Annotated in this window: 23 protein-coding genes; 14 read left to right on the plus strand and 9 right to left on the minus strand. The window is 69.5% G+C overall.

Annotation, left to right across the window (positions count from 1 at the left end; all coding sequences use genetic code 11):
* Nucleotides 1-1,053 (minus strand): NAD(P)-dependent alcohol dehydrogenase, encoded by a 1,053-nt coding sequence (locus tag WA675_RS26965; protein WP_336088204.1) that lies wholly within the window; start codon nucleotides 1,051-1,053, stop codon nucleotides 1-3.
* A gap of 117 nt (nucleotides 1,054-1,170) precedes the next feature.
* Between WA675_RS26965 and WA675_RS26970 the strand changes: the two genes are divergently transcribed.
* The 5 genes from WA675_RS26970 to WA675_RS26990 all read left to right on the plus strand — a co-directional run bounded on the left by WA675_RS26970 (nucleotide 1,171) and on the right by WA675_RS26990 (nucleotide 6,099).
* A complete protein-coding gene (locus tag WA675_RS26970; RefSeq protein ID WP_336088206.1) occupies nucleotides 1,171-2,259 on the plus strand; it encodes a S1C family serine protease in 1,089 nt (362 codons plus the stop codon).
* A gap of 129 nt (nucleotides 2,260-2,388) precedes the next feature.
* Nucleotides 2,389-3,846 carry an alanine/glycine:cation symporter family protein gene (locus WA675_RS26975; RefSeq protein ID WP_336088208.1) on the plus strand — a complete coding sequence of 486 codons (1,458 nt, stop codon included), beginning with the start codon at nucleotides 2,389-2,391 and terminating at the stop codon, nucleotides 3,844-3,846.
* Between the two features lie 15 nt (nucleotides 3,847-3,861).
* Nucleotides 3,862-4,707, plus strand: coding sequence for a polyphosphate kinase 2 family protein (locus WA675_RS26980; protein ID WP_336088210.1), 846 nt, complete (start codon nucleotides 3,862-3,864; stop codon nucleotides 4,705-4,707).
* An 82-nt stretch (nucleotides 4,708-4,789) separates the two neighbouring features.
* Nucleotides 4,790-5,536 (plus strand): DsbA family protein, encoded by a 747-nt coding sequence (locus tag WA675_RS26985; RefSeq protein WP_336088212.1) that lies wholly within the window; start codon nucleotides 4,790-4,792, stop codon nucleotides 5,534-5,536.
* The gene (locus WA675_RS26990; RefSeq protein ID WP_336088214.1) at nucleotides 5,533-6,099 is read left to right on the plus strand and encodes a vitamin K epoxide reductase family protein; all 567 of its coding nucleotides are present in this window, start codon (nucleotides 5,533-5,535) and stop codon (nucleotides 6,097-6,099) included. The genes WA675_RS26985 and WA675_RS26990 overlap by 4 nt, the downstream gene beginning before the upstream one ends.
* On the opposite strand, the gene WA675_RS26995 is transcribed toward WA675_RS26990, so the two are convergent.
* From WA675_RS26995 to WA675_RS27005, 3 genes are read right to left on the minus strand one after another with little or no spacing between them, the layout of a single operon-like run.
* Nucleotides 6,096-6,731, minus strand: a complete 636-nt coding sequence (locus WA675_RS26995) for a class I SAM-dependent methyltransferase (RefSeq protein WP_336088216.1) — start codon at nucleotides 6,729-6,731, stop codon at nucleotides 6,096-6,098. The genes WA675_RS26990 and WA675_RS26995 overlap by 4 nt on opposite strands.
* Nucleotides 6,728-7,987: a saccharopine dehydrogenase family protein gene (locus WA675_RS27000; RefSeq protein ID WP_336088219.1), complete on the minus strand. Its 1,260-nt coding sequence runs from the start codon at nucleotides 7,985-7,987 to the stop codon at nucleotides 6,728-6,730. Before WA675_RS27000 ends, WA675_RS26995 begins: the two co-directional genes overlap by 4 nt.
* On the minus strand, nucleotides 7,984-9,249 hold the full coding sequence (locus tag WA675_RS27005) for an ABC1 kinase family protein (protein ID WP_336088223.1): 1,266 nt from the start codon (nucleotides 9,247-9,249) through the stop codon (nucleotides 7,984-7,986). Before WA675_RS27005 ends, WA675_RS27000 begins: the two co-directional genes overlap by 4 nt.
* Between WA675_RS27005 and WA675_RS27010 the strand changes: the two genes are divergently transcribed.
* Entirely contained in the window at nucleotides 9,221-9,451 is a 231-nt protein-coding gene (locus WA675_RS27010; RefSeq protein ID WP_336088225.1) for a hypothetical protein, read from the plus strand. The two genes, WA675_RS27005 and WA675_RS27010, sit on opposite strands and share 29 nt — an antisense overlap.
* An 87-nt stretch (nucleotides 9,452-9,538) precedes the next feature.
* Here the strand turns inward: WA675_RS27010 and WA675_RS27015 are convergent, their stop codons facing one another.
* Nucleotides 9,539-10,222 carry a TetR/AcrR family transcriptional regulator gene (locus WA675_RS27015; protein WP_336088227.1) on the minus strand — a complete coding sequence of 228 codons (684 nt, stop codon included), beginning with the start codon at nucleotides 10,220-10,222 and terminating at the stop codon, nucleotides 9,539-9,541.
* 262 nt (nucleotides 10,223-10,484) lie between these two features.
* On the opposite strand from WA675_RS27015, the gene WA675_RS27020 reads away from it, so the two are divergent.
* The 6 genes from WA675_RS27020 (at nucleotide 10,485) to purU (ending at nucleotide 15,439) form a co-directional block, all read left to right on the plus strand.
* Nucleotides 10,485-11,816, plus strand: a complete 1,332-nt coding sequence (locus WA675_RS27020) for a DUF445 domain-containing protein (RefSeq protein WP_442945735.1) — start codon at nucleotides 10,485-10,487, stop codon at nucleotides 11,814-11,816.
* Between the two features lie 92 nt (nucleotides 11,817-11,908).
* Nucleotides 11,909-12,355 (plus strand): helix-turn-helix domain-containing protein, encoded by a 447-nt coding sequence (locus tag WA675_RS27025; RefSeq protein ID WP_336088229.1) that lies wholly within the window; start codon nucleotides 11,909-11,911, stop codon nucleotides 12,353-12,355.
* The gene (locus WA675_RS27030) at nucleotides 12,355-13,005 is read left to right on the plus strand and encodes a heparin-binding hemagglutinin (RefSeq protein ID WP_336088231.1); all 651 of its coding nucleotides are present in this window, start codon (nucleotides 12,355-12,357) and stop codon (nucleotides 13,003-13,005) included. The genes WA675_RS27025 and WA675_RS27030 overlap by 1 nt, the downstream gene beginning before the upstream one ends.
* A gap of 71 nt (nucleotides 13,006-13,076) precedes the next feature.
* Nucleotides 13,077-13,367 carry a DUF2516 family protein gene (locus tag WA675_RS27035; protein ID WP_336088251.1) on the plus strand — a complete coding sequence of 97 codons (291 nt, stop codon included), beginning with the start codon at nucleotides 13,077-13,079 and terminating at the stop codon, nucleotides 13,365-13,367.
* 78 nt (nucleotides 13,368-13,445) lie between these two features.
* The gene (locus WA675_RS27040; protein WP_336088233.1) at nucleotides 13,446-14,498 is read left to right on the plus strand and encodes an alpha/beta fold hydrolase; all 1,053 of its coding nucleotides are present in this window, start codon (nucleotides 13,446-13,448) and stop codon (nucleotides 14,496-14,498) included.
* Between the two features lie 53 nt (nucleotides 14,499-14,551).
* Nucleotides 14,552-15,439, plus strand: coding sequence for a formyltetrahydrofolate deformylase (gene purU, locus WA675_RS27045; RefSeq protein ID WP_336088235.1), 888 nt, complete (start codon nucleotides 14,552-14,554; stop codon nucleotides 15,437-15,439).
* A 4-nt stretch (nucleotides 15,440-15,443) separates the two neighbouring features.
* Here purU and WA675_RS27050 read toward each other — a convergent pair whose 3' ends face one another.
* Complete coding sequence (locus WA675_RS27050; protein WP_336088237.1) at nucleotides 15,444-15,971, minus strand: GNAT family N-acetyltransferase; 528 nt, start codon at nucleotides 15,969-15,971, stop codon at nucleotides 15,444-15,446.
* A 139-nt stretch (nucleotides 15,972-16,110) separates the two neighbouring features.
* Between WA675_RS27050 and deoC the strand changes: the two genes are divergently transcribed.
* Nucleotides 16,111-16,779, plus strand: a complete 669-nt coding sequence (gene deoC / locus WA675_RS27055; protein ID WP_336088239.1) for a deoxyribose-phosphate aldolase — start codon at nucleotides 16,111-16,113, stop codon at nucleotides 16,777-16,779.
* A gap of 7 nt (nucleotides 16,780-16,786) precedes the next feature.
* On the opposite strand, the gene WA675_RS27060 is transcribed toward deoC, so the two are convergent.
* Entirely contained in the window at nucleotides 16,787-17,521 is a 735-nt protein-coding gene (locus WA675_RS27060; RefSeq protein WP_336088241.1) for an LmeA family phospholipid-binding protein, read from the minus strand.
* Nucleotides 17,522-17,626: 105 nt separating this feature from the next.
* Between WA675_RS27060 and WA675_RS27065 the strand changes: the two genes are divergently transcribed.
* A complete protein-coding gene (locus tag WA675_RS27065) occupies nucleotides 17,627-18,235 on the plus strand; it encodes a hypothetical protein (RefSeq protein ID WP_336088243.1) in 609 nt (202 codons plus the stop codon).
* Here the strand turns inward: WA675_RS27065 and WA675_RS27070 are convergent.
* A complete protein-coding gene (locus WA675_RS27070; protein WP_336088246.1) occupies nucleotides 18,221-19,036 on the minus strand; it encodes a class I SAM-dependent methyltransferase in 816 nt (271 codons plus the stop codon). The genes WA675_RS27065 and WA675_RS27070 overlap by 15 nt on opposite strands.
* A 4-nt stretch (nucleotides 19,037-19,040) precedes the next feature.
* The gene (locus tag WA675_RS27075) at nucleotides 19,041-19,565 is read right to left on the minus strand and encodes a DUF2505 domain-containing protein (protein WP_336088247.1); all 525 of its coding nucleotides are present in this window, start codon (nucleotides 19,563-19,565) and stop codon (nucleotides 19,041-19,043) included.
* Between the last annotated feature and the right edge of the window lie 108 nt (nucleotides 19,566-19,673).

Raw genomic sequence — 19,673 nt, forward strand, 5'->3', positions numbered from 1 at the left:
TCAAATAGTCCCAGCGTCGATGACGAAGCGGTATTGGACGTCGCTGGCGATGACTCGGTCGTAGGCCGAGTCGATCTCGTCGGCGGAGATCAGTTCGATGTCGGCGCCGATGCCGTGGGAGGCGCAGAAGTTCAGCATCTCCTGGGTCTGGGCGATGCCGCCGATCATCGAACCGGCCAGGGAGCGGCGGTAGGCGGCGAGGTTGCGGCCGTGCACGGTCATCGGGTTCTCGGGCAGGCCGAGGATGACCAGGCTGCCGTCGAGGGCGAGCAGGCGCAGGTAGTTGTCGATCGGGAGGTCGGCGGAGACGGTGTTGATGATCAGGTCGAAGCTGTTGCGCAGCTGGCGGAAGGTCTCCTTGTCGCTGGTGGCGTAGTAGTGGCTCGCGCCCATGCGCAGGCCGTCGTCGCGCTTGCGCAGCGACTGGCTCAGCACGGTGACCTCGGCGCCCAGCGCGGCCGCGATCTTCACCCCGACGTGCCCGAGCCCGCCCATGCCGATGATCGCGACCTTCTTGCCCGGCCCGGCGTTCCAGTGCTTGAGCGGCGAGTACAGGGTGATGCCCGCACACAGCAGCGGCGCGGCGACATCGAGGCCGATCCCTTCGGGGATGGCGACGACGAAGTTCTCGGTGACCACGATCTGGGTGGCGTAGCCGCCCAGGGTGTAGCCGCCGGGCTGGGTCTCCTCGGGGACCGGCGAGTTGTAGGTCCAGCTCGCGCCCCTGGCGCAGTACTGTTCCTCCCCGGCCAGGCACGGCTCGCACTTGCCGCAGGAGTTCACCAGGCAGCCGACGCCGACCCGGTCGCCCACCTGGTACTTGCGCACCGCCGAGCCGGTGGCGGCGACGATGCCCGCGATCTCGTGCCCGGGTACGCAGGGGTATTGGGTGCCGCCCCACTCGTCGCGGGCGGTGTGGATGTCGGAGTGGCAGATGCCCACGAACTTGATGTCGATCAGGACGTCGTCGGGGCCGAGCTCACGGCGTTCGATGGTGACCTTCTCGAAGGATCCGTCGGCGGACGGCAGGGCGTAGGCAGCGGCTTTGCTCATGTCCCTATGCCTACCGCCGCATGTGTTGTTTGCCAACCCCACCGCGTCCGGATCGAGACCGGCGCGCGCGGAATCGCGGGTAACAATGGAGGAGTTGGCTCGCGAGAGAGGACACGCATGCGCAGTGGACGGGTGCTGGCGGCGCTGGTCGTCGCCGTGTTCGGAGTCGCCGCGTTTCTCGGCTTCCGCGGCGAGCTGGTCCTGCCCGGTTCCGGGCCGGTGGGGGAGGTGGTCGCCATCGCGCAGGCACCGCCGCCGGTTCCGCTCGATCCGGTGCTGGTGGCCGGGCAGGTGCAGCCCGCGCTGGTCAATATCGAGGTCGACTCGGCGCCGCTGGGGATCGGCGCGGCCGGGTCGGGCATCGTGCTCACCGAGGACGGCCAGATCCTCACCAGTCATCACGTGATCAAGGGTGCCGAGCAGTTGAAGGTGACCGATATCGGCAACGGTCTCGTCTACGAGGCCACCGTCCTCGGTTACGACTCCACGGCCGATATCGCGCTGCTGTCGCTGGCCGGGGCCGCGGGCCTGACCACCGCCCGCCTGGGCACCTCCGCCGACCTGCGGATTCGTCAGGATGTGCTCGCCATCGGCGACGCGGGCGGCGACGGCGGCGATCCGACCGCGGTGGCGGGCCCGATCACCGATCTGGACGCGGCCATCGTGGCGATGAACTCCGCGGACATGTCCCGGAAGTCACTGCGCGGCATGGTCGAGATCGCGGCGCCGGTGGTCGGCGGGCAGTCCGGTGGCGCGCTCGTGGACGGGACCGGGGCGGTGGTCGGGGTGATCACCGCCGCCTCCGGCGAGCGCACCCCCGCTGAGCTGGAGACCCGGCCCGCCAACGGCTACGCCGTCCCGATCGATACCGCCCTGCGGATCGTCGAGCAGATTCGTTCGGGCACCCCCACCGACACCGTCCACATCGGTCCCACCGCGACCCTCGGCGTCCAGATCGTCGACGCGCGACCGTCCTCGGGCGCCCGCGTCACCTGGGCGTTCTACGGCCAGCCCGCCCGCCAGGCGGGCATTACCGACGGCGACGTGATCACCGCTGTCGACGGCACCACCGTCACCACCGCCAAGGCCCTCAGCGCGGCCATCAATATCCGCAAACCCGCCGATCTCGTCCGCCTCGACATCACCGCCCCCGACGGCACCACCCGCACCGTCGAGGTCGTCCTGGCCACCGGCACCCCTAACTGATCAACCGATCACCACGCGGCACTGCCAGCGATGCGCACCCGAGAGTGTGGTGATCGCGCGACCAACTTCGCGCCGGGCACTCGGCGCGGGGCGGACCCCATGGCCGGGAGCGGCGGTAGCGTGCGCGGTATGGACACGCTGAATTCGGTGGTGGTCGATGTCAATGACGTGTTCTGGAATTGGTTCCTGATTCCGCTGGTGATCGTGGCGGGGCTGTACTTCACCGTGCGCAGCGGGGTCGTGCAGGTGCGGATGGTGCCCGAGATGTTCCGGGCGGTGACCGAGAAGGGGGCGCCCGCGGCGGACGGGAAGAAGTCGGTGTCGGCGTTCGGGGCGTTCAGTATCTCGGCGGCGGCGCGGGTGGGGACGGGGAATATCGCGGGGGTGGCCACCGCGATCAGTGTCGGTGGGCCGGGGGCGGTGTTCTGGATGTGGGCGATGGCGACGCTGGGGGCGTCGTCGGCGTTCGTGGAATCGACGCTGGCGCAGCTCTACAAGCGGCCCGAGCGGGAGCCGGGGACGTTCCGGGGTGGGCCCGCCTACTACATGCAACACGGGTTGCGGCGGCGGTGGCAGGGGCTCGTCTTCGCGGTGATCATCACGGTGACCTTCGGGTTCGTGTTCAACGCGGTGCAGTCCAACACCATCGTGGCCACCGGGCGGGCCTCGCTCTCGGGACTGGACGGGGACTGGTTCGCGCCGGTGCTCGGGCTGGGGCTGGTGGTGTTGCTCGGGCTGGTGATCTTCGGTGGGGTGCGCCGGATCAGCCACATCACCGAGGTGCTGGTGCCGGTGATGGCGATCGTGTACCTGCTGCTCGGGATCGCGGTGGTGGTGCTGAACATCAGTGATCTGCCGCGGGTGGTGGCCGATATCGTCGGCGGGGCGTTCGGGTTGCGCGAGGTGGTCGGCGGCGGGATCGGGACGGCCATCGCGCAGGGGATCCGGCGCGGGATGTTCTCCAACGAGGCAGGTCTGGGTTCCTCGCCGAACGCCGCCGCGGCCGCGGATGTCTCGCATCCGGTGAAGCAGGGGCTGGTGCAGTCGCTGGGCGTCTACTTCGACACCCTGCTGATCTGCTCGATCACCGCGTTCATCATCCTGACCAGCGACCCGGACCTGTCCGAGCGGCGCACCGCCGACCTCACCCAGAGCGCTTTGCAGGCCAGCCTCGGCACCTGGGCGGGGCACGTGCTCACCGCGGTGGTGTTCATGCTCGCGTTCAGCTCGATGATCGGCAATTTCTACTACGGCCGATCCAATATCGAGTTCATCACCGGCCGTCCCGAGGTGCTCACCGCCTTCCGGGTGCTGGTGCTGGTGGCGGTGTTCGGCGGCGCGCTGGGCTCGGTGAGCCTGATCTGGAATCTGGCCGATGTGTTCATGGGCGTGATGGCGCTGGTCAACCTGGTCGCGATCCTGCCGCTCGGGGTGATCGCGTTCCGGCTGCTCGCCGACTACCGCGCGCAACGGGCCGCGGGAACCGACCCGGTCTACGCGCACCGGCCCGAGATCGCCGACCCGGCGGGGGTGGCCTGCTGGCAGGCAACGATTGCGTCGAGCTTGCCCGGCGATCGCGCCCAGTAGTGGTAGGCATGGGAAATGGCGAAACACTGGTCCGAGCCCGTCACCACCGCGCTGCGCGCCGACGGGCAGAACGTGGCCGATCTCGACACCTCGGCCACGCCGGGCTTCACCGGCGACAAGCGCCGCGGCAAGGAACTGCTGGCCGAACGCGGCCAGGTGCTCTCGGACCTCCAGGAGAAGCTGTTCGCGCACGGCCGTACCGGCGGGCACCGCAGCGTGCTGCTGGTGTTGCAGGGCATGGACACCGCGGGCAAGGGCGGCATCGTGCGGCACGTGATCGGCTCGGTCGACCCGCAGGGCGTCGACCACGCTTCCTTCGGCGTGCCGACCGAGGAGGAACTACAGCACGATTTCCTCTGGCGCATCCGCAAGCGGCTGCCCGCGCACGGCCAGATCGGGGTCTTCGACCGCTCCCACTACGAGGACGTGCTGGTGGTGCGGGTGCACGAGCTGGTGCCGCAGTCCGAATGGGAACCGCGCTACGACCTGATCAACGCCTTCGAACGCGAGGTCGCCGACACCGGCACGGTGATCGTCAAGGTGGCCATGTTCGTCTCGCTCGACGAGCAGAAGCGCAGGCTGCGCGAACGCCTGGAACGCCCGGACAAGTACTGGAAGTTCAACCCCTCCGACATCTCCGAGCGCGCCTACTGGCCGGAGTACCAGAAGGCCTATCAGGACCTGCTGGCCCGCACCAACACCGAGTACGCACCCTGGTACGTGCTGCCCGCCGACCACAAGTGGTACGCGCGCCTGGCCGTCACCGAATTGCTGATCGACGCCCTGAGCACCCTCGATCTGGACTGGCCGCCCGCCGATTTCGATGTCGACGAGCAGCTGCGCAGGCTCGACGAATCCTGATCCGGACTTTACGGAAAATCTCAGGTTCGGCCCGCATGATGTCCCCGACGGGGGTGACACCGAACGAAAGGCGTGTGACGACGTGAGCACCGGCAAGAACCCGCTGGCGGCGGCCGAGGCGGCCGACAAACGGCGCAAGGTGGCGATCCAGATCGGTGTCGCCGCGGTCCTGGTCGCGCTGATCGCGGCGATCGGCATCGGGATCGCGGTCAATCGCTCCGATTCCGACACCGACACCGCGACGAGTTCGATGGCCCAGCTCCCGGCCACCGGCGGTTCGGTGACCGACACCGGCACGGTGCGCATCGGCAATCCGGACGCCCCGGTGAAGGTGCGCGTCGTGGCCGACCTGCAGTGCCCGGCGTGCAAGGAGTTCGAGGCCGCCAACGGCGCCGCGCTGGCCCAGGCCGCCGCCGACGGCACCGCGGTCGTCGAGTACCAGATCATCTCCTTCCTCGACAAGGCCTCCACCAACCAGTACTCCTCGCGCGCGGCCAATGCCTCGTTCTGTGTGGCCAAGTCGGACCCGAGCCTGTACCAGACCTGGCTGCAGACGATGTTCGAGAAGCAGACGCCCGAGGGCGGCGCGGGCCATTCCGACGACGAGCTGATCGAGATCGCCACCGAGGTCGGGTACACCGATCCGGCCGTGGCCGAGTGCATCAAGGGCAAGCCGTACGCCGACTACATCCAGCAGGTCACCCAGGCCACGCTCACCAGCGGGGTGAAGTCCACGCCGTCGGTCTTCATCAACGGCGAGCTGAACCAGACCGACGCGATCTTCACCGAGAACGGCCTGGCCGCCGTGATCGCTGACGCCGCGAAATGATCACCGCCCCCGCCCGCGCCGCCTGGCTGCTGCTGATCGCCGGGCTGGCGGGCTGGCTGGCGTCGTTCGCGCTCACCGTCGAACGGTTCAAGCTGTTCGTCGACCCCGACTACGTCACCTCGTGCAGCATCAACTCGGTGCTCTCCTGCGGCTCGGTGATGAAGACCGACCAGGCCGCGGTGTTCGGTTTCCCGAACCCGCTGCTGGGCGTGGTCGGCTTCTCGGTGGTGGTCACCCTCGGCGTGCTCGCCGTGGTCGGCGTGGGTTTCCCGCGCTGGATCTGGGGCGGGCTGTGGCTGGGCACCGTGCTCGGTGTGGCCGGGATCTGCTGGCTGATCTTCCAGAGCCTGTACCGGATCAACGCGCTGTGCCCGTACTGCATGGTGGTCTGGGCGGCGACCCCGGTGCTGTTCGCGGTCGCCACCCAGGAGACCTGGTCGCGCTCGCGCGGCCCGATGCGCGTGCTCGCCGAATGGCGCTGGACGCTGGTGGTGGTGTTCTACGCCGTGGTGCTGCTGCTGGTGTTCCTGAAGTTCCAGGACTACTGGCTGAGCCTGGTCTAGGCCGGGCGGCTCGCGTCGACGTACTGCATGAAGCGGTGCACGCGCTGATCGATCTCGGTCAGGCCCGCCTCGGCGAACAGCCGGGGGAAGGTGTCGCGGTCGAACAGGCGCAGGCCGCCGATGCTCGCGGCCACGGTGGTGGCGGTGCCGAAGAGATTGTCCTCGCGGAAGCTGGTGGTGATGGCGATGCGCCCGCCGGGAGCCAGCACCCGGATCATCTCGCGGGTGGCGGCGATCGGGTCGGGGATCAGGTAGAGCGCGCCGAAGCAGCACACGGCGTCGAAGGTGCCGTCGGCGAAGGGCAGGGTGCGCGCGTCACCGCGGACGTAGCCGACGCGCGGGCCCGCGTTGTCGGTGGCGGCCTTGGCCAACATCGGTTCCGAGTAATCCAGCCCGGTGACGTAACCGTCGCCGGTGAGGTGCTCGCTGAGGTAGCGGGTGAAATTGCCCGGGCCGCAAGCCAGATCGAGCACCTTGTGCGCGGTGCCCTCGATCCGCAGCGCGGCGACGGCGTCGCGCCGGTCGCTGCCCGTGGTCCGGCCACTGGCGAGGTAGAACAGCGCGGGACGCCACGCGTGCTCGTACACCGCCGCCAGCGCCGGGGCGTTCATGGTCCTGCGGGCGAGATTCACCGCCGTGCGACCTCGATGGTCATGCCCGCCTCGCGCAGCCGCGTCGTGAGCGCTTCACCCATGGCCGAGGCCGGGGTGAGCACACCCGCGCGCTCGGGCAGCTGGTCGAAGGCCAGGCACAGGCCGCTCTGGCCGAGCAGCACGGCGGTGGCCTGGTAGCCGGGGTCGCCGGTGCCGGAGAAGGTGGCCTGGTACTTGGCGCCGGAGCTGGTGCGCGCGAAGGTCTTCATGGTGAACCAGCCGCTGCGCCGGGCCTGCTCGCTGGGGCCGGTGCCGGGCTTGGGCAGGATGCGGTCGAGCAGTTTGCGGCCCAGCGATACCCGCGAGAGCACCGCGCCCGAGGCCATCCCGGCCACGATCCCGCCCGCGATCCCGGCGGCGACCAGCGGCGCGGCGGGGGAATTGCCCGCGTTCATCACCTCGCGGTAGCGGAACTGCTTGCCGTAGGCCCAGCCCAGCAGGCCGTTGGTGCGGCGCACGACCTTGGTGTTGTGCGAGGCCATGATGAAGGTGGTGACCCAGCCGTCCAGGCTGGGGTCGATGTTCTCAGCGCGCGCCAGGGCCTGATCGGACTGGCGGCCGACCTCGGGTTCCATGCTGCGGTCCGGGCTCAGCGAGTAGGGGTGGGCCAGGATCTTGCCGCGGCTGGAGTCGGCGGCGACGTCTTCCATCATGGCGCGGCCGGAATCGATGGTGCCGCCGCTCATGCCGCCCTTGAGGTAGGCGACCAGGGTGGTGTCCTCCAGCTCGCCGGTATCGTCGGCGACGGTGGCCCGGTAGATCTCGTAGACGCTCAGGTCCGACGGAATCGAGTCGTAGCCACAGGAATTCACGATCTTGGCGCCGGTGTCCACGGCCGTCTGCTCGAACTGCTCGATCGCATCGTGGATGAACAGCGGCTCGCCGGTGAGATCGGCGTAGTGGGTGCCCGCCGCGGCGCACGCGCCCAGCAGCGGCAGACCGTAGCGCAGGTACGGGCCGACCGTAGTGACCACCACGGTGGTGCGCTCGGCCATCGCCGCCAGCGAGGCGGGATCGCTCGAATCGGCGACCACCAGTTCCCACTTCTCCGCGCCGGGGCCCAGATCGGCGCGGGTCGCGGCGAGCTTGCCCGCCGAGCGACCGGCCAGCGCGATCTTCGCGCCCGCGGGCGCGGCGGTGAGCAGGTATTCGGCCGTGAGCTTGCCGACGAATCCGGTCGCGCCGAACAGGATCAGGTCGAACTCGCGGGACTGCGGCATGGAGCTGCCTTTCATCGAGTGGTGGCCTTGCGGGTCTTCTTGGCCGGTTTCCGCGGGCGGGCGGCGAGCCATTCGTGATGGGCCAGGCCCAGCTCGGTGACCGGTGGTTCGTCGTAGAGCCATTCCCTGGCGATCGAATGCCAGTTGGCGGTGCAGTCGAGCTGACCGAGCATGCCGAAGGTGAGGAAGTCGGCGCGGCGGGAGAACAGGTGCTCCGGCGGCAGATTCTGCTGCTTCATGCCGGTGAACTCGCTGGCGCGCGGGTCGACGGCGAGCAGGAAGGCGCCGCTGGCCAGCTCGGGGGTGATGGTGAGGGTCTCGTCGACCAGACACCATTCGGAGGCGGCGAGCACGTACTCGAGACACTCCTCGGCGCCGATCTCCTCGGGCGAGTCGATCACGCCGCGGTCGATCATCAGCTGACGCAGGTCCTCGGCGCGTTCCTCGGCGGCCGCGCGCAGGCACAGCTTCTCGAAGTGCACCAGCTTGGGGTCCATCCGGTTGAACAGACCGAAGTCGAGGAAGGCGACCCGGCCGTCGTCGGCGAGTAGCACATTGCCCGGGTGCGGGTCGCCGCAGAACTCGTTGAAGGTGAACAGCGAGCCCACATAGAAGCGGTAGACGATCTCGCCCACCCGATCGCGCTCGGGGGCGGGCAGTTTCGCGATGTCCTCGAAGCCGGTGCCCTCGACGAACTCGCTGACCAGCACGCGCCTGGTGGACAGTTCCGGCACCGCGCCGGGCACCACGATGAACGGGTGGTCGCGGTAGAGCTCGGCGATCTCGGCCTGGGTCGCGGCCTCGGCCTGGTAGTCGAGCTCGGCCTCCATGTTCAGTTTCAGCTCGTCGAGCACGGCCGGGGTGATCCATGGCATGGCCGAGGCCAGCACCCGGCGGAACATGGTGAGGTTCTTCAGGTCGGCGCGGACGGCGATATCGACGCCGGGGTACTGCACCTTCACCGCCACGCCGCGGCCGTCGTGCAGGCGCGCCTGGTAGACCTGCCCGATCGAGGCGGCCGCGATCGGCTCGGGATCGAACTCGGCGAACAGCTCGGCGATCGGGCGGCCGAAGTCCTGCTCGATCACCTCGCGCATGGCCTCGAACGACACCGTCGGCGCGGCATTGCGCAGCACCGCCAGGCGCTGCTGGAAGCGCTCGCGATGGTCCTCGGGCACCAGGTCCAGATCCAGCACCGACATCATCTGGCCCAGCTTCATCGCCACGCCCTTCATGGTGCCCAGCACCATGACCACCTGTTCGGTGGTGCGGATCATCGACTCCTCGGCCATCCGCGCGCGTACCGCCTCCGACCTGCCCCGCATCGAGAGTCTGGTCTTCTTCGAACGGATGACCGAACTCGCCGCTACCGCCCCCAGCTTCGTCCCGCGGGCCAGCCGGGATGTCGGCACGTTCTTCGCCATCGAGGTACCTCCGTTGGTGCCGACGCGCATGACGGCGCACGGCCGCCCGCGGTGACGCAAGCCACAGCGCCCCGCTCGGTTCAGCGTAACCAACCACGCCGCGATGTCGAGCCCCGCTCCCTCGAAGCGAGGAAAGCGCCGGTCAGGACTCCGCGGGCGGGATTTCGGGGAGCTCGTGGGGCTGGGCGGTGAAGACCTCCGGCGAGCCGCCCGCCTTGGCCACACCCTCGATGGCGCTCCACGCCATCATCGTGAGGTAGTCGATGACGTCCTGGCGCGGCATGGCCTTGTCGGTGGTCGTCCACCAGTGTGTGGCCAGCTGGATACCGCCCACGAGCACGTAGGACCACAGCATGGCGCCGTCGGTGCGCACACCCTTGGCACCGGCCCGGTCGATGAGCACGGCGGTGACCACCTCGGCGAAGAGCCGCTCGAACTCCGCCAGCGAGGACTTGTCGCCCGCGGTGTTGCTCATGATGAACCGGTAGACCTCGGGGTCGTCGTCGACGGTGCCGACGTACTCGGTCATCGCGGCGCGCACCAGCTGGTACTCGTCGGCGTCGAGGTTGATCGCGCCGTAGACGCGGGGCAGCAGCGTGGTCTCGATGAAGCGCTGCATGGTGGCGTGCACCAGGTCGTTCTTGTCCGCGAAGTAGCGGTACAGGACGGTCTTGGACACGCCGATCTCGGTGGCGATCTCGTCCATGCCCGCCTGGCTGCCGCGGGTGCGGATGGCGTTGAGCGTGCCGTCGACGAGCTCTTCGCGGCGGTCGATCTTGTGCTGCCGCCACCGCCGTTTGCGGCCGTCGACGCCACCGCCGCGCACGGCGGCTCGGCCGGTCGGCTCGCCGATCTCGACAAGGTCTTCGGTGGACAGAACAGCCCCCTTGTGATCGATGTGGCCTCTCTCGGGATACAGCTTATGCCCGCGCGTGTGGGTCGTCGCTCGTTTGGGCCACGTTGGGGCATTTACCACACTCCGGTCGGTACCCGCGCGTTATTCGAACCGCGCGGTTCGCTCGGTGCGTGGGCCGCGCCACGCGGGTGGGCGGCGGCGCGGCGGGCGCGCGCACAGCAGAATGGTGGCTATGGAGAAAGCTCCCGGCACCACGGCGGTGCTCGCGCCGCGCACCGAGCCCGCGCCGCCACCCGCGGGTTTCGCGCTCATGACCGACGAAGCGGGCAAACGACGAGACCTCTTCAAGATGAAAGCGCTGGCCACCGGCTTCCTGGTGGTGGCCAGCGTGGTGTACCTGCTGTGCCGCTGGCTCGAGTCGCGCGGCGGCGGTGGCGAGTGGGTGGGCTATGTGCGCGCGGCCTCGGAGGCGGGCATGGTCGGCGCGCTGGCCGACTGGTTCGCGGTGACCGCGCTGTTCAAGCACCCGCTCGGCCTGCCCATCCCGCACACCGCGATCATCCGCAAGAAGAAGGACCAGCTCGGCGAGAGCCTCGGTTCGTTCGTCGGCACCAACTTCCTGGCTCCCGATGTGGTGTCGGCCCGGCTGGACTCGGCGCAGATCTCGCTGCGGGTGGGCCGGTGGATGGCCGATCCGGGCCATGCCGCGCGGGTGGCGCAGGAGAGCGCGACCATCCTGACCGCGGTGGTGGGCGTGCTGCGTGACGAGGACGTCGAGCAGATCATCGACAACACCATCGTCAAGCGGATCGCCGAGCCGCTGTGGGGCCCGCCGATCGGGCGGGTGCTCTCCGAGCTCATCGCCGACAACCGGCAGCTGCCGCTGATCGACCTGCTCGCCGAGCGCGCGCACCAGTGGGCGCTGGGGTCGCAGGAGACCATCGACCGGATCGTGCTGCGCGACGCGCCGCAGTGGGCGCCGAAGTTCGTCAACACGCTGCTGTCCGAGCGGATCTACCGGGAGCTGGTGGAGTTCACCTGGAAGGTGCGCTCGGATCCGGAACACGAACTGCGCCGCGCGGCGACCCGCTTCCTGCAGGAATTCGCCGACGACCTGCAGCACGACGAGGCCATGATCGCCAAGGCCGAGAAGGTCAAGGCCGAGATCATGGGCCGCGAGCAGATCACCGGCATGGCCGAGGCCACCTGGCGCGCGGCCAAGCGGCTGATCCTGGAATCGGCCGAAGACCCCGATTCCACGCTGCGCCGCAAGGTGGCCGAGAATGTGCAGCAGCTCGGTGAGCGCTTGCGCGACGACCCGGCGATGCGCGGCAAGGTGGACGGCTGGATCGACCGCGGCGCGCGCTATCTGGTCGGTAACTACTCCGCCGAGATCACCACGCTGGTGACCGACACGGTCGCGCGCTGGGACGCCGACGAGGCGAGCCGGAAGATCGAACTGCAGGTCGGCCGGGATCTGCAGTTCATCAGGATCAACGGCACGGTCGTCGGCTCGCTCGCCGGTCTGGCCATCTACACCGTCTCGCAGCTGATGTTCGGCTGAGAGAACCGTTAGCGGAACCTGTGCTAACACAAGTGCTTGCAATAGCTAGCACCCTGCCCTAGTATTGAAGACACAACGCCAGAAGGTGAGTGATGGCAGACCAGCCCGAGGGTCGCGTAGCGCACGCAGCCCAAGACATCGGAGGTTTCATCAGGTCCCAGCGCGAAGCCGCGCAGGTGTCCCTGCGTCAGCTCGCCGCCCTGGCAGGGGTGAGCAATCCGTACCTGAGCCAGATCGAACGCGGATTGCGCAATCCCTCCGCCGAAGTACTCGCGCAGATCGCCAAGGCGCTGCGGGTCTCTTCGGAGGTGTTGTATGTGCGGGCCGGATATCTCGAGCAGCGTCCGCACAGCCCGGTCAGGGACGCCCTGTTGGCGGACACTTCGGTGACCGAACGGCAGAAACAGGTGTTGCTGGAAATCTATGAGTCGTTTCGCCGGGAAAACGGGGATGAAACCGGCTCAGGGGGGAACGAACGGGACAGCGACGTTTCGTTCACGACAACTGACACTCCGCCACGCCAGGAGAACGAAGACTGATGACCGAGAAGACCGCTACCGTGACCAAGCCCCTGTTCGCCACCGTCGGTGCCGGTGACGCGATCTACGCCGCCGTGAACGACGTCGTCGCCGACGTCCGCGAGCGCGTCGCCACCACCGATGTGCAGGCCCGCGTCGACGAGGCCCGTGAGCGCTTCGCCAACGTGCCCGCCGATGTGCAGGCCCAGTTCGAGACCATCCGTGAGCGCCTGTCCGGCCTGCCCTCGGAGCTCCCGGAGGACCTCGCCGAGCTGCGCGAGAAGTTCACCACCGAGGAGCTGCGCAAGCTGGCCGAGCAGTACTACCGCCAGGCCCTCGACATCTACGCCGACCTCGCCGTGCGCGGTGAGGAGACCGTCGACCGGCTGCGTGCCAACCAGGCCGTCGACGAGCAGATCGGTCGCGTCGAGACCCTGTACAAGGACGCCACCGCGCGTGCCGAGGACGCGCTGGCCAAGGTCAACGACCTGCTGGGCCGTGGCAAGGCCGAGGCCGAGAATGTCGCCGCGAAGGCTGCCGCCGTCGTGGACGCCGAGGTCGTCGCCGTGACCACCGAGCCCGCCCCGGCTCCGGCCGCCAAGGCGCCCGCCGCCAAGAAGGCTCCGGCCAAGAAGGCCCCCGCCAAGAAGGCCGCGCCGAAGAAGGCCTGATTCAACACCGAACAGCGGCCCCGCACACACCTGGTGTGCGGGGCCGCTGTTCGTATGATGGGGGTGTGAACATGGTGCATGGATTGACGTCGATGATCCTGCTGGTCCTGTGGCTGGCCGCCCTCGGCGCGACGATTTTCGCCCTGATCCATGCCGTGCGGCAGCGCTCGGACGCGTTCACGGCGGTGGACAAGCTGACCAAGCCGATCTGGCTGGCGATCCTGGCCGGTGCGCTGATCTTCCTGTTGCTCGGGGTGGGCGGCTTCATGCTCACCTCGTTCATCGCGATCATCGCCACCGGCATCTATCTGGCCGATGTGCGGCCCAAGGTGGACGAGGTCCAGCGCGGCCCGCGCTGGTAGGGGCTCGCGCGCACAATCCTCGCGTTTCAGTGATACGCGGTGTTACTGTATCTGTCAGTAACACGAAGGAGTGTGCCGATGCGTGCAACGTTGCCGACGGCTCTGGGGACCCTGATCGGTTCGGCGTCCGCCACGATCAAGACCACCCTGGCGGCCCACCGGGCCGATCTGCGGACCAGGACCCACGGGGTCGCCGCCTTCGATCCGCCGCGCGCGACGCCCGAGGTGATCCCGGTGGTCACCGCCGACGGCGCCCGGCTGCGCGTACACGCCTACGGACCCGTCGACGCGCCGGTCATCGTGCTCGTGCACGGCTGGACCTGCTCGATCGAGTACTGGAACGCCCAGATCAACGCCTTCGCGGGGGAGTACCGCGTCATCGCCTACGACCTGCGCGGCCACGGCGAATCCACCAACGGCTACGCCAAGCCGAGCCCGGCCCTGCTCGCCGACGACCTCGAGGACGTGCTCGAGGCGGCGCTGCTGCCCGGTCAGCGGGCGGTGCTGGTGGGCCACAGCATGGGCGGCATGACGCTGATCTCCTGGGCCGGGCGCTACCCGGACAAGGTCGCCGAGCGCGCCGCCGCGGTCCTGCTGACCAATACCGGCGCGCACTCGCTGGTCGAGGTCTCCACCATGGTTCCCGGCCTGAACAAGCCGCTGCGGCTGCTGCGTGGCCGCGCCATGCCGACCCCGCCGTGGCTGGGCAAGCTCATCCTCGGCACGCCGGTGGTGTTCCCGCCGATCAAGCCGGTCCGCTGGATCTTCGCCCGTCAGGTGATGACCCTCGACAGCCCGCGTCCGGTCCTGGACTACGCGCTGTCGGTGGTACGTGGCTGCCCGATGATGACGCGCTCGCGCTGGGGCCTGGTCCTCACCGACCTGCACCTGGGCGACAACGCGAGCAAGCTCACCGCGCCGACCACCGTGCTGGCCGGTGACCGCGACGACCTCACCCCGCCGCTGCACGCCGAACGCCTGGCCGAGCTGCTGCGCGCGGCGGGCAACCTCGCCGCGCACAAGGTGCTGCCCACCGGCCACCTGGGCAATGTCGAACGCCACGACCTGTTCAACGCCGAGCTGGCCACCGTGCTCGACGCGGTCCGCGAGCCCGCCCGCGCCCTGGCCTGACCGCGCGTGATCCCGTGCGCGGCCCGGCCGGGTCGCCTGCGAGGATGGGTGTCATGAGTACCGCCCTGACCTCGGATGATCGCCGGTTCGTGCTGACCCTGGGCTGCCCGGACCGGCCGGGCATCATCGCCCGGATCTCCTCGTTCATCGCCGAATTCGGCGGCTCGATCGTGGAGGCCGGGTACCACTCCGACGGTGACACCGGCTGGTTCTTCACCCGCCAGGCGGTCAAGGCCGCGACGGTGCCCTTCGGCATCGACGAGCTGCGCGCCCGGTTCGCCGAGGTGGCCGCCGAGTTCGGGCCGGAGACCGACTGGCAGCTGCACGACTCGGGCGCCCCGCGCCGCGCGGTGCTGCTGGTGAGCAAGGACGGGCACTGCCTGCACGACCTGCTGGGCCGCGCCGCCGCGGGCGAACTGCCCGCCACCATCGAGGCCGTCATCGGCAACCACCCCGACCTGGCCGGGATGACCGAGGCGCACGGCGTGAAGTTCCACTACGTGCCCTTCCCGAAGGACCCGGCCGAGCGCGGCCCCGCCTTCGAACAGGTCCGCGACCTCGTCGACGCCCACGACCCGCACGCGGTGGTGCTGGCCCGCTTCATGCAGGTGCTGCCCGCCTCGCTGTGCGAGCACTGGGCCGGGCGGGCGATCAATATCCACCACAGCTTCCTGCCCTCGTTCGTCGGCGCGCGGCCCTACCACCAGGCCTACGCGCGGGGGGTGAAGCTGATCGGCGCCACCTGCCACTACGTGACCGCCGAACTGGACGCGGGACCGATCCTGGAACAGGACGTGATCCGCGTCGATCACGCCGACGACGTGCGCGACATGGTGCGGCAAGGCCGCGATATCGAGCGGGTGGTGCTCGCGCGCGGGCTGCGCTGGCACCTCGAAGGCCGGGTGCTCGTGCACGGCAGGCGCACGGTGGTCTTCGAGTGAGCGCTCAGAGCGCGTAGAACGGTGCCGGGTAGCGGAATTCGCCGGTGACGGCCGGGTCGTAGGCCGTCAGCGGGCGGACCTGGAAGTAGTCGGCCCACTCGGCCTCGTCGGGCACGATGCCCAGCCGCTCGCCGGGCACGAAACCGAAGCGCGAGTAGTAGATCGGGTCACCGACCAGGCCCACGACCGGCTCGTCCATGGCATCGGCGGCGCCCAGCGCGGCATGCATGAGCGCGGAGCCGATGCCGGTCTTGTGCCGGTCGGGGTCGACGCCGAGCGGGCCGAGCGCCAGCACCGGGAACGGCCCGATCCCGGCCCGGGTGAGCAGGATATGGCCTACCACGGTGTCGTTCTCCAGGGCGACCAGCGAGAGCGTGGGCACCCACGACTCGTCGGCCCGGAGCGCCTCGACCAGGGCGACCTCGGGGGGTTCGGTGATCGCCGGATCCTCGGCGTAGTGCGCGGCGAACGCGCCACGATGGATCTCGGCGATGGCAGGAGCATCAGCGGGGATCTCACGACGGATGAGCACGATCGCCTCCGTAATATCGGCGGCCTGCGCCGCGGGCTCCCGACCTAGGCGGTGGGAACCGGTAGGTGTAAGTGTTCCCGAACTGGGTACCGGCGCGCAATGAACTTTCGGTTTTCGCCGGTGTGCCAGACTCGTTTTCATGACCGTCTCGACGCCGCTCACCCGGGCCGACGTGGCCGCGATGATCGACCACACCCTGCTGGCTCCGCAGGCCACGCCCGACCAGGTCGGCGCGCTGATCGAGGACGCGCGGGCGCTGGGGGTGTACGCGATCTGCGTGTCGCCCTCGATGCTGCCGGTGCGCGCGCCCGGGCTGGTCGTGGCGACCGTGGCCGGGTTCCCCTCCGGTAAACACCACTCGCTGGTCAAGGGGGCTGAAGCCCGGCTGGCGGTGGACCAGGGCGCGGCCGAGGTCGACATGGTGATCGATGTGGGCGCCGCGGCGGCCGGGGATTTCAATGCCGTGCTGGCCGATGTGATCACCGTGCGCGAGGCGATCAGCGATCGGGCGGTGCTCAAGGTGATCATCGAGTCCGCGGCGCTGGACGACGCGGCGATCGTCGGTGCCTGCCGGGCCGCCGAGCGGGGCGGCGCCGATTTCGTGAAGACCTCCACCGGCTTCCATCCGGCGGGTGGGGCCAGCGTGCACGCGGTGCGGCTGATGGCCGAGACCGTCGGGGGCAAGCTCGGGGTCAAGGCCAGCGGTGGCATCCGCACCGCCGAGGACGCGGCCGCGCTGATCGCGGCGGGCGCCACCCGGCTCGGCCTTTCGCAGTCGGCCGCGGTGCTGGCGGGTTTCCCGGCCTGAGCCCGGGTCAGCAGGTGAACTGGGCCTGATCGGTGCCATTGGTGGTCGATTCGAGGGTGGTGCGGCCGCCTTCGAGGTGCACGATGATGCCGTCGTCGGTGACCTGGAGGTCCTTGGCCTGGAGGCCGAGCGGGTAGCTCTGCAGGCTCTGGGTGAACGTCTCGACGATGCCCTGCACCAGATCGGTGGGCAGGCCGATGCCGAGCAGCTGCGCGGACTTGGTCTCGATGGAGACATTGCCGTTGCGTACCGAGGGCACCACCTGGAGCTGGGCCAGGCCGCCGAGCACGTCGAGGGTGAGGGTCTTGTCGCTCGCCGAGGACGTCACCCCGCTGACCATGCCGCCCAGGGTCTGGCGGATGCCGTCGTTGTCCCAGGTGACCTCGGCCCGCGAGCTGCCGATGGTGCCGCCGCCGGTGTTCTTGTCCAGTTCGATGTCGGAGAACTCGGCGTGGACGACCATGCCGACGGCGGGACCGAACTTGTTGTCCTCGCTATCGATGTTGACCGAGCCGACCTTGCCGTCGAGGTAGGTCAGCAGCATCGGCTTCGGGCCGAAACTCACGTCGATGCTCGAGCCCATCTGCTGCTCGAACGAGCTGCTGATGCAGCGGGAGACCTGGTGGCGGGCATAGGCTTCGGTGCCCGCGATGGCCGCGACGAGCAGCGCGGCGACCACGGCGACCGCGATCACCAGCGTGCGCCGACCGATCTTGGGGCGTGGGGGCGTCTGCGTGCTCATGCCATCGGATTCTTCCTCGAGATTCTGTGCCTGCTCTGAGGACGCCGTGAAAGCCCTCGTAGCAAAGTGTGACCTGGCGCACTTTCGGCGGCGTAGCCTGGATCCATGACTGGCGAGGGTCGGCGCCGGGTGGCGGGGACGGCAGAACATCGGTGGCGGGTGCTGCGGCGCCTGGCGGGGCGCCACGCGGGTTTCTTCACTACCCGTCAGGTGTTGCGCACCGGCTGCGAACTCCAGGTCAGGGCGGCACTCGGCGACGGCTCGGTGACCAGGGCGGGCGTGGGCATGATGCGGCTGGCGCAGTGGCGGGCCGGACCGCTCGACGAGTACGCGATGTGGGCGGCCTGGTTCGACGGGGCCGCGGCGGTGTCGTATCAGAGCGCGGCGGAGCTGCACGGGCTCGGGCGGTTGCAGCCGCGGTTCCTGCATCTGTCGGTGTCGGCGGGGCGCCCGCCGGTGACACCGCGGCTGGTGCTCACCCGGCGCAAGCTCGCCGGTGCCGATATCGAGTCGGCGGGGGCGTTCCTGGTCACCACGCCGGTGCGGACCGTGCTCGATCTGGCCGAGACCGAGATCTCGCAGCGCGCGCTGGACGAGGTGGTCGCCGACGCGGTGGCCATCCATCGCTGCGATCTCGACGAGATCCGCTGGGGCGGACAGCTGCTGGCGCCCCGGGCGGCGGCGCGGGTGCGGCGGGCCCTAGCCGGGGTCTGACCAGCCGTTCGGCGCGACCGTCGGCCACGGCACGGACAGCACGCAGTCGCGCATCCGGCGCCGATAGCGGCGCACCGGGAAACCGTTGGCGCGCAACATCGTCGCCGCCTCCCGCCAGCGCACGCGCGGGCCGTACGGTGCCAGCGCGGCGGTACGGTCCCAGGCCTGGTCGGCGGCGGTGAGCAGGGCGTGGATCCGTTCGCCCGGAATATTGCGGTGGATCAGCACTTTCGGCAGTCGCTCGGCGATATCGGAGGGGCGATCGACGGTGAACGGGTCCCAGGCCAGGGTGAGCGAGAGCGGGCGGTGCCGGTCCAGCAGCACCCAGGCGCTGCGGCGGCCGAGTTCGTCGCAGGTGCCGTCGACGACCAGGCCGCCGGGGGCCAGGTTGCCCTGGATGCGGGCCCAGGCGTCGGGGACCGCGTGCTCGGGGTACTGGCGCAGCACATTGAACGCGCGTACCAGCACCGGGTGCAGCCCGGCCAGTTCGAAGCCGCCGCGGGCGAAGCGCACGCCGTCGCGCGCGGGCACCACGCGGGCCGGGTCGATCTCGAGGCCGACCACGCGCAGGTCGGGGCGGACGGTGCGCAGCCGGGCGGCAAGTTCGAAGGTCGTCCAGGGGGCGGCGCCGTAGCCGAGGTCGACCACCAGCGGGTCGGGGGCGTCCCGCAGGCGGGCGCTGACGAGCTCGTCGTTGACCAGCCAGCGGTCGCAGCGGCGCAGCCGGTTGACCCCGGTGGTGCCGCGGGTGATCGTGCCGACCGGGGGCAGGCTCTTCCGGCTGGAACGGGGGTCGGCCACCGCCTCAGACGGTCTTCGCGGGGTCTTCTTCCAACCAGCGCGAGGTCTCTTCCTGCTCCGCGCGGAACAGGTCGACCAGGTTCACCAGCATGAGCTGCTCGAGGCGCGGGCCGACCATCGGGATGAAGACCTTGGCGGTGGGGGAGAAGCGCATGGTGGCGCCGGTCTCGGTGGGGAACAGGCGGATGGTGCCGTTGAGGCTGCCCGGGCCCGCCGGGATGGACGCGGAGAACCGGCCCTCGGTCTCCTCGTGCGCGAACGGGCCCCAGCTCTCCTTGCGGGTGATGACCATGTCCTTGCGCATCACCGTCTGGGCGATCTCGGGCAGCATCTCCCGGGGCAGGGTGTGCGCGAGCACGACATCGATGCCGTCCTCGCTCACCTCGTGGCTGACCACCTCGTTGTGCGGTGCGTACTTACGCATCTCGGCGACGCGCGCTTCCCAGTAATCCCTGCTCCGCAGCGCCGTGTAGAGCTCTTCGGTGGTGTGCAGGGGGTAGCGGGCGGAGTAGTCCAGTCGACGTGCCATAGCGAGACAGGTTACTGGGTCTCTTGGAGTGCTGGCGCGCTCGAGGGCTGTGTTTGTTGGAGCGCTGGCGCGCTCGAGGTCGCGGCCCCTGGGGGCCGCCGGTCAGCG

The organism is Nocardia sp. SSK8 (assembly GCF_037034205.1).
Classification (GTDB): domain Bacteria; phylum Actinomycetota; class Actinomycetes; order Mycobacteriales; family Mycobacteriaceae; genus Nocardia.

Bases quoted from the DNA above. Each gene is read 5' to 3' on its own strand.
- WA675_RS26965 (WP_336088204.1), bottom strand. From the start codon at position 1,053: ATGAGCAAAGCCGCTGCCTACGCCCTGCCGTCCGCCGACGGATCCTTC.
- WA675_RS26970 (WP_336088206.1), top strand. From the start codon at position 1,171: ATGCGCAGTGGACGGGTGCTGGCGGCGCTGGTCGTCGCCGTGTTCGGA.
- WA675_RS26975 (WP_336088208.1), top strand. From the start codon at position 2,389: ATGGACACGCTGAATTCGGTGGTGGTCGATGTCAATGACGTGTTCTGG.
- WA675_RS26980 (WP_336088210.1), top strand. From the start codon at position 3,862: ATGGCGAAACACTGGTCCGAGCCCGTCACCACCGCGCTGCGCGCCGAC.
- WA675_RS26990 (WP_336088214.1), top strand. From the start codon at position 5,533: ATGATCACCGCCCCCGCCCGCGCCGCCTGGCTGCTGCTGATCGCCGGG.
- WA675_RS27000 (WP_336088219.1), bottom strand. From the start codon at position 7,987: ATGAAAGGCAGCTCCATGCCGCAGTCCCGCGAGTTCGACCTGATCCTG.
- WA675_RS27010 (WP_336088225.1), top strand. From the start codon at position 9,221: ATGACCACCTGTTCGGTGGTGCGGATCATCGACTCCTCGGCCATCCGC.
- WA675_RS27005 (WP_336088223.1), bottom strand. From the start codon at position 9,249: ATGATCCGCACCACCGAACAGGTGGTCATGGTGCTGGGCACCATGAAG.
- WA675_RS27020 (WP_442945735.1), top strand. From the start codon at position 10,485: ATGGAGAAAGCTCCCGGCACCACGGCGGTGCTCGCGCCGCGCACCGAG.
- WA675_RS27025 (WP_336088229.1), top strand. From the start codon at position 11,909: ATGGCAGACCAGCCCGAGGGTCGCGTAGCGCACGCAGCCCAAGACATC.
- WA675_RS27030 (WP_336088231.1), top strand. From the start codon at position 12,355: ATGACCGAGAAGACCGCTACCGTGACCAAGCCCCTGTTCGCCACCGTC.
- WA675_RS27035 (WP_336088251.1), top strand. From the start codon at position 13,077: ATGGTGCATGGATTGACGTCGATGATCCTGCTGGTCCTGTGGCTGGCC.
- WA675_RS27040 (WP_336088233.1), top strand. From the start codon at position 13,446: ATGCGTGCAACGTTGCCGACGGCTCTGGGGACCCTGATCGGTTCGGCG.
- purU (WP_336088235.1), top strand. From the start codon at position 14,552: ATGAGTACCGCCCTGACCTCGGATGATCGCCGGTTCGTGCTGACCCTG.
- deoC (WP_336088239.1), top strand. From the start codon at position 16,111: ATGACCGTCTCGACGCCGCTCACCCGGGCCGACGTGGCCGCGATGATC.
- WA675_RS27060 (WP_336088241.1), bottom strand. From the start codon at position 17,521: ATGAGCACGCAGACGCCCCCACGCCCCAAGATCGGTCGGCGCACGCTG.
- WA675_RS27065 (WP_336088243.1), top strand. From the start codon at position 17,627: ATGACTGGCGAGGGTCGGCGCCGGGTGGCGGGGACGGCAGAACATCGG.
- WA675_RS27075 (WP_336088247.1), bottom strand. From the start codon at position 19,565: ATGGCACGTCGACTGGACTACTCCGCCCGCTACCCCCTGCACACCACC.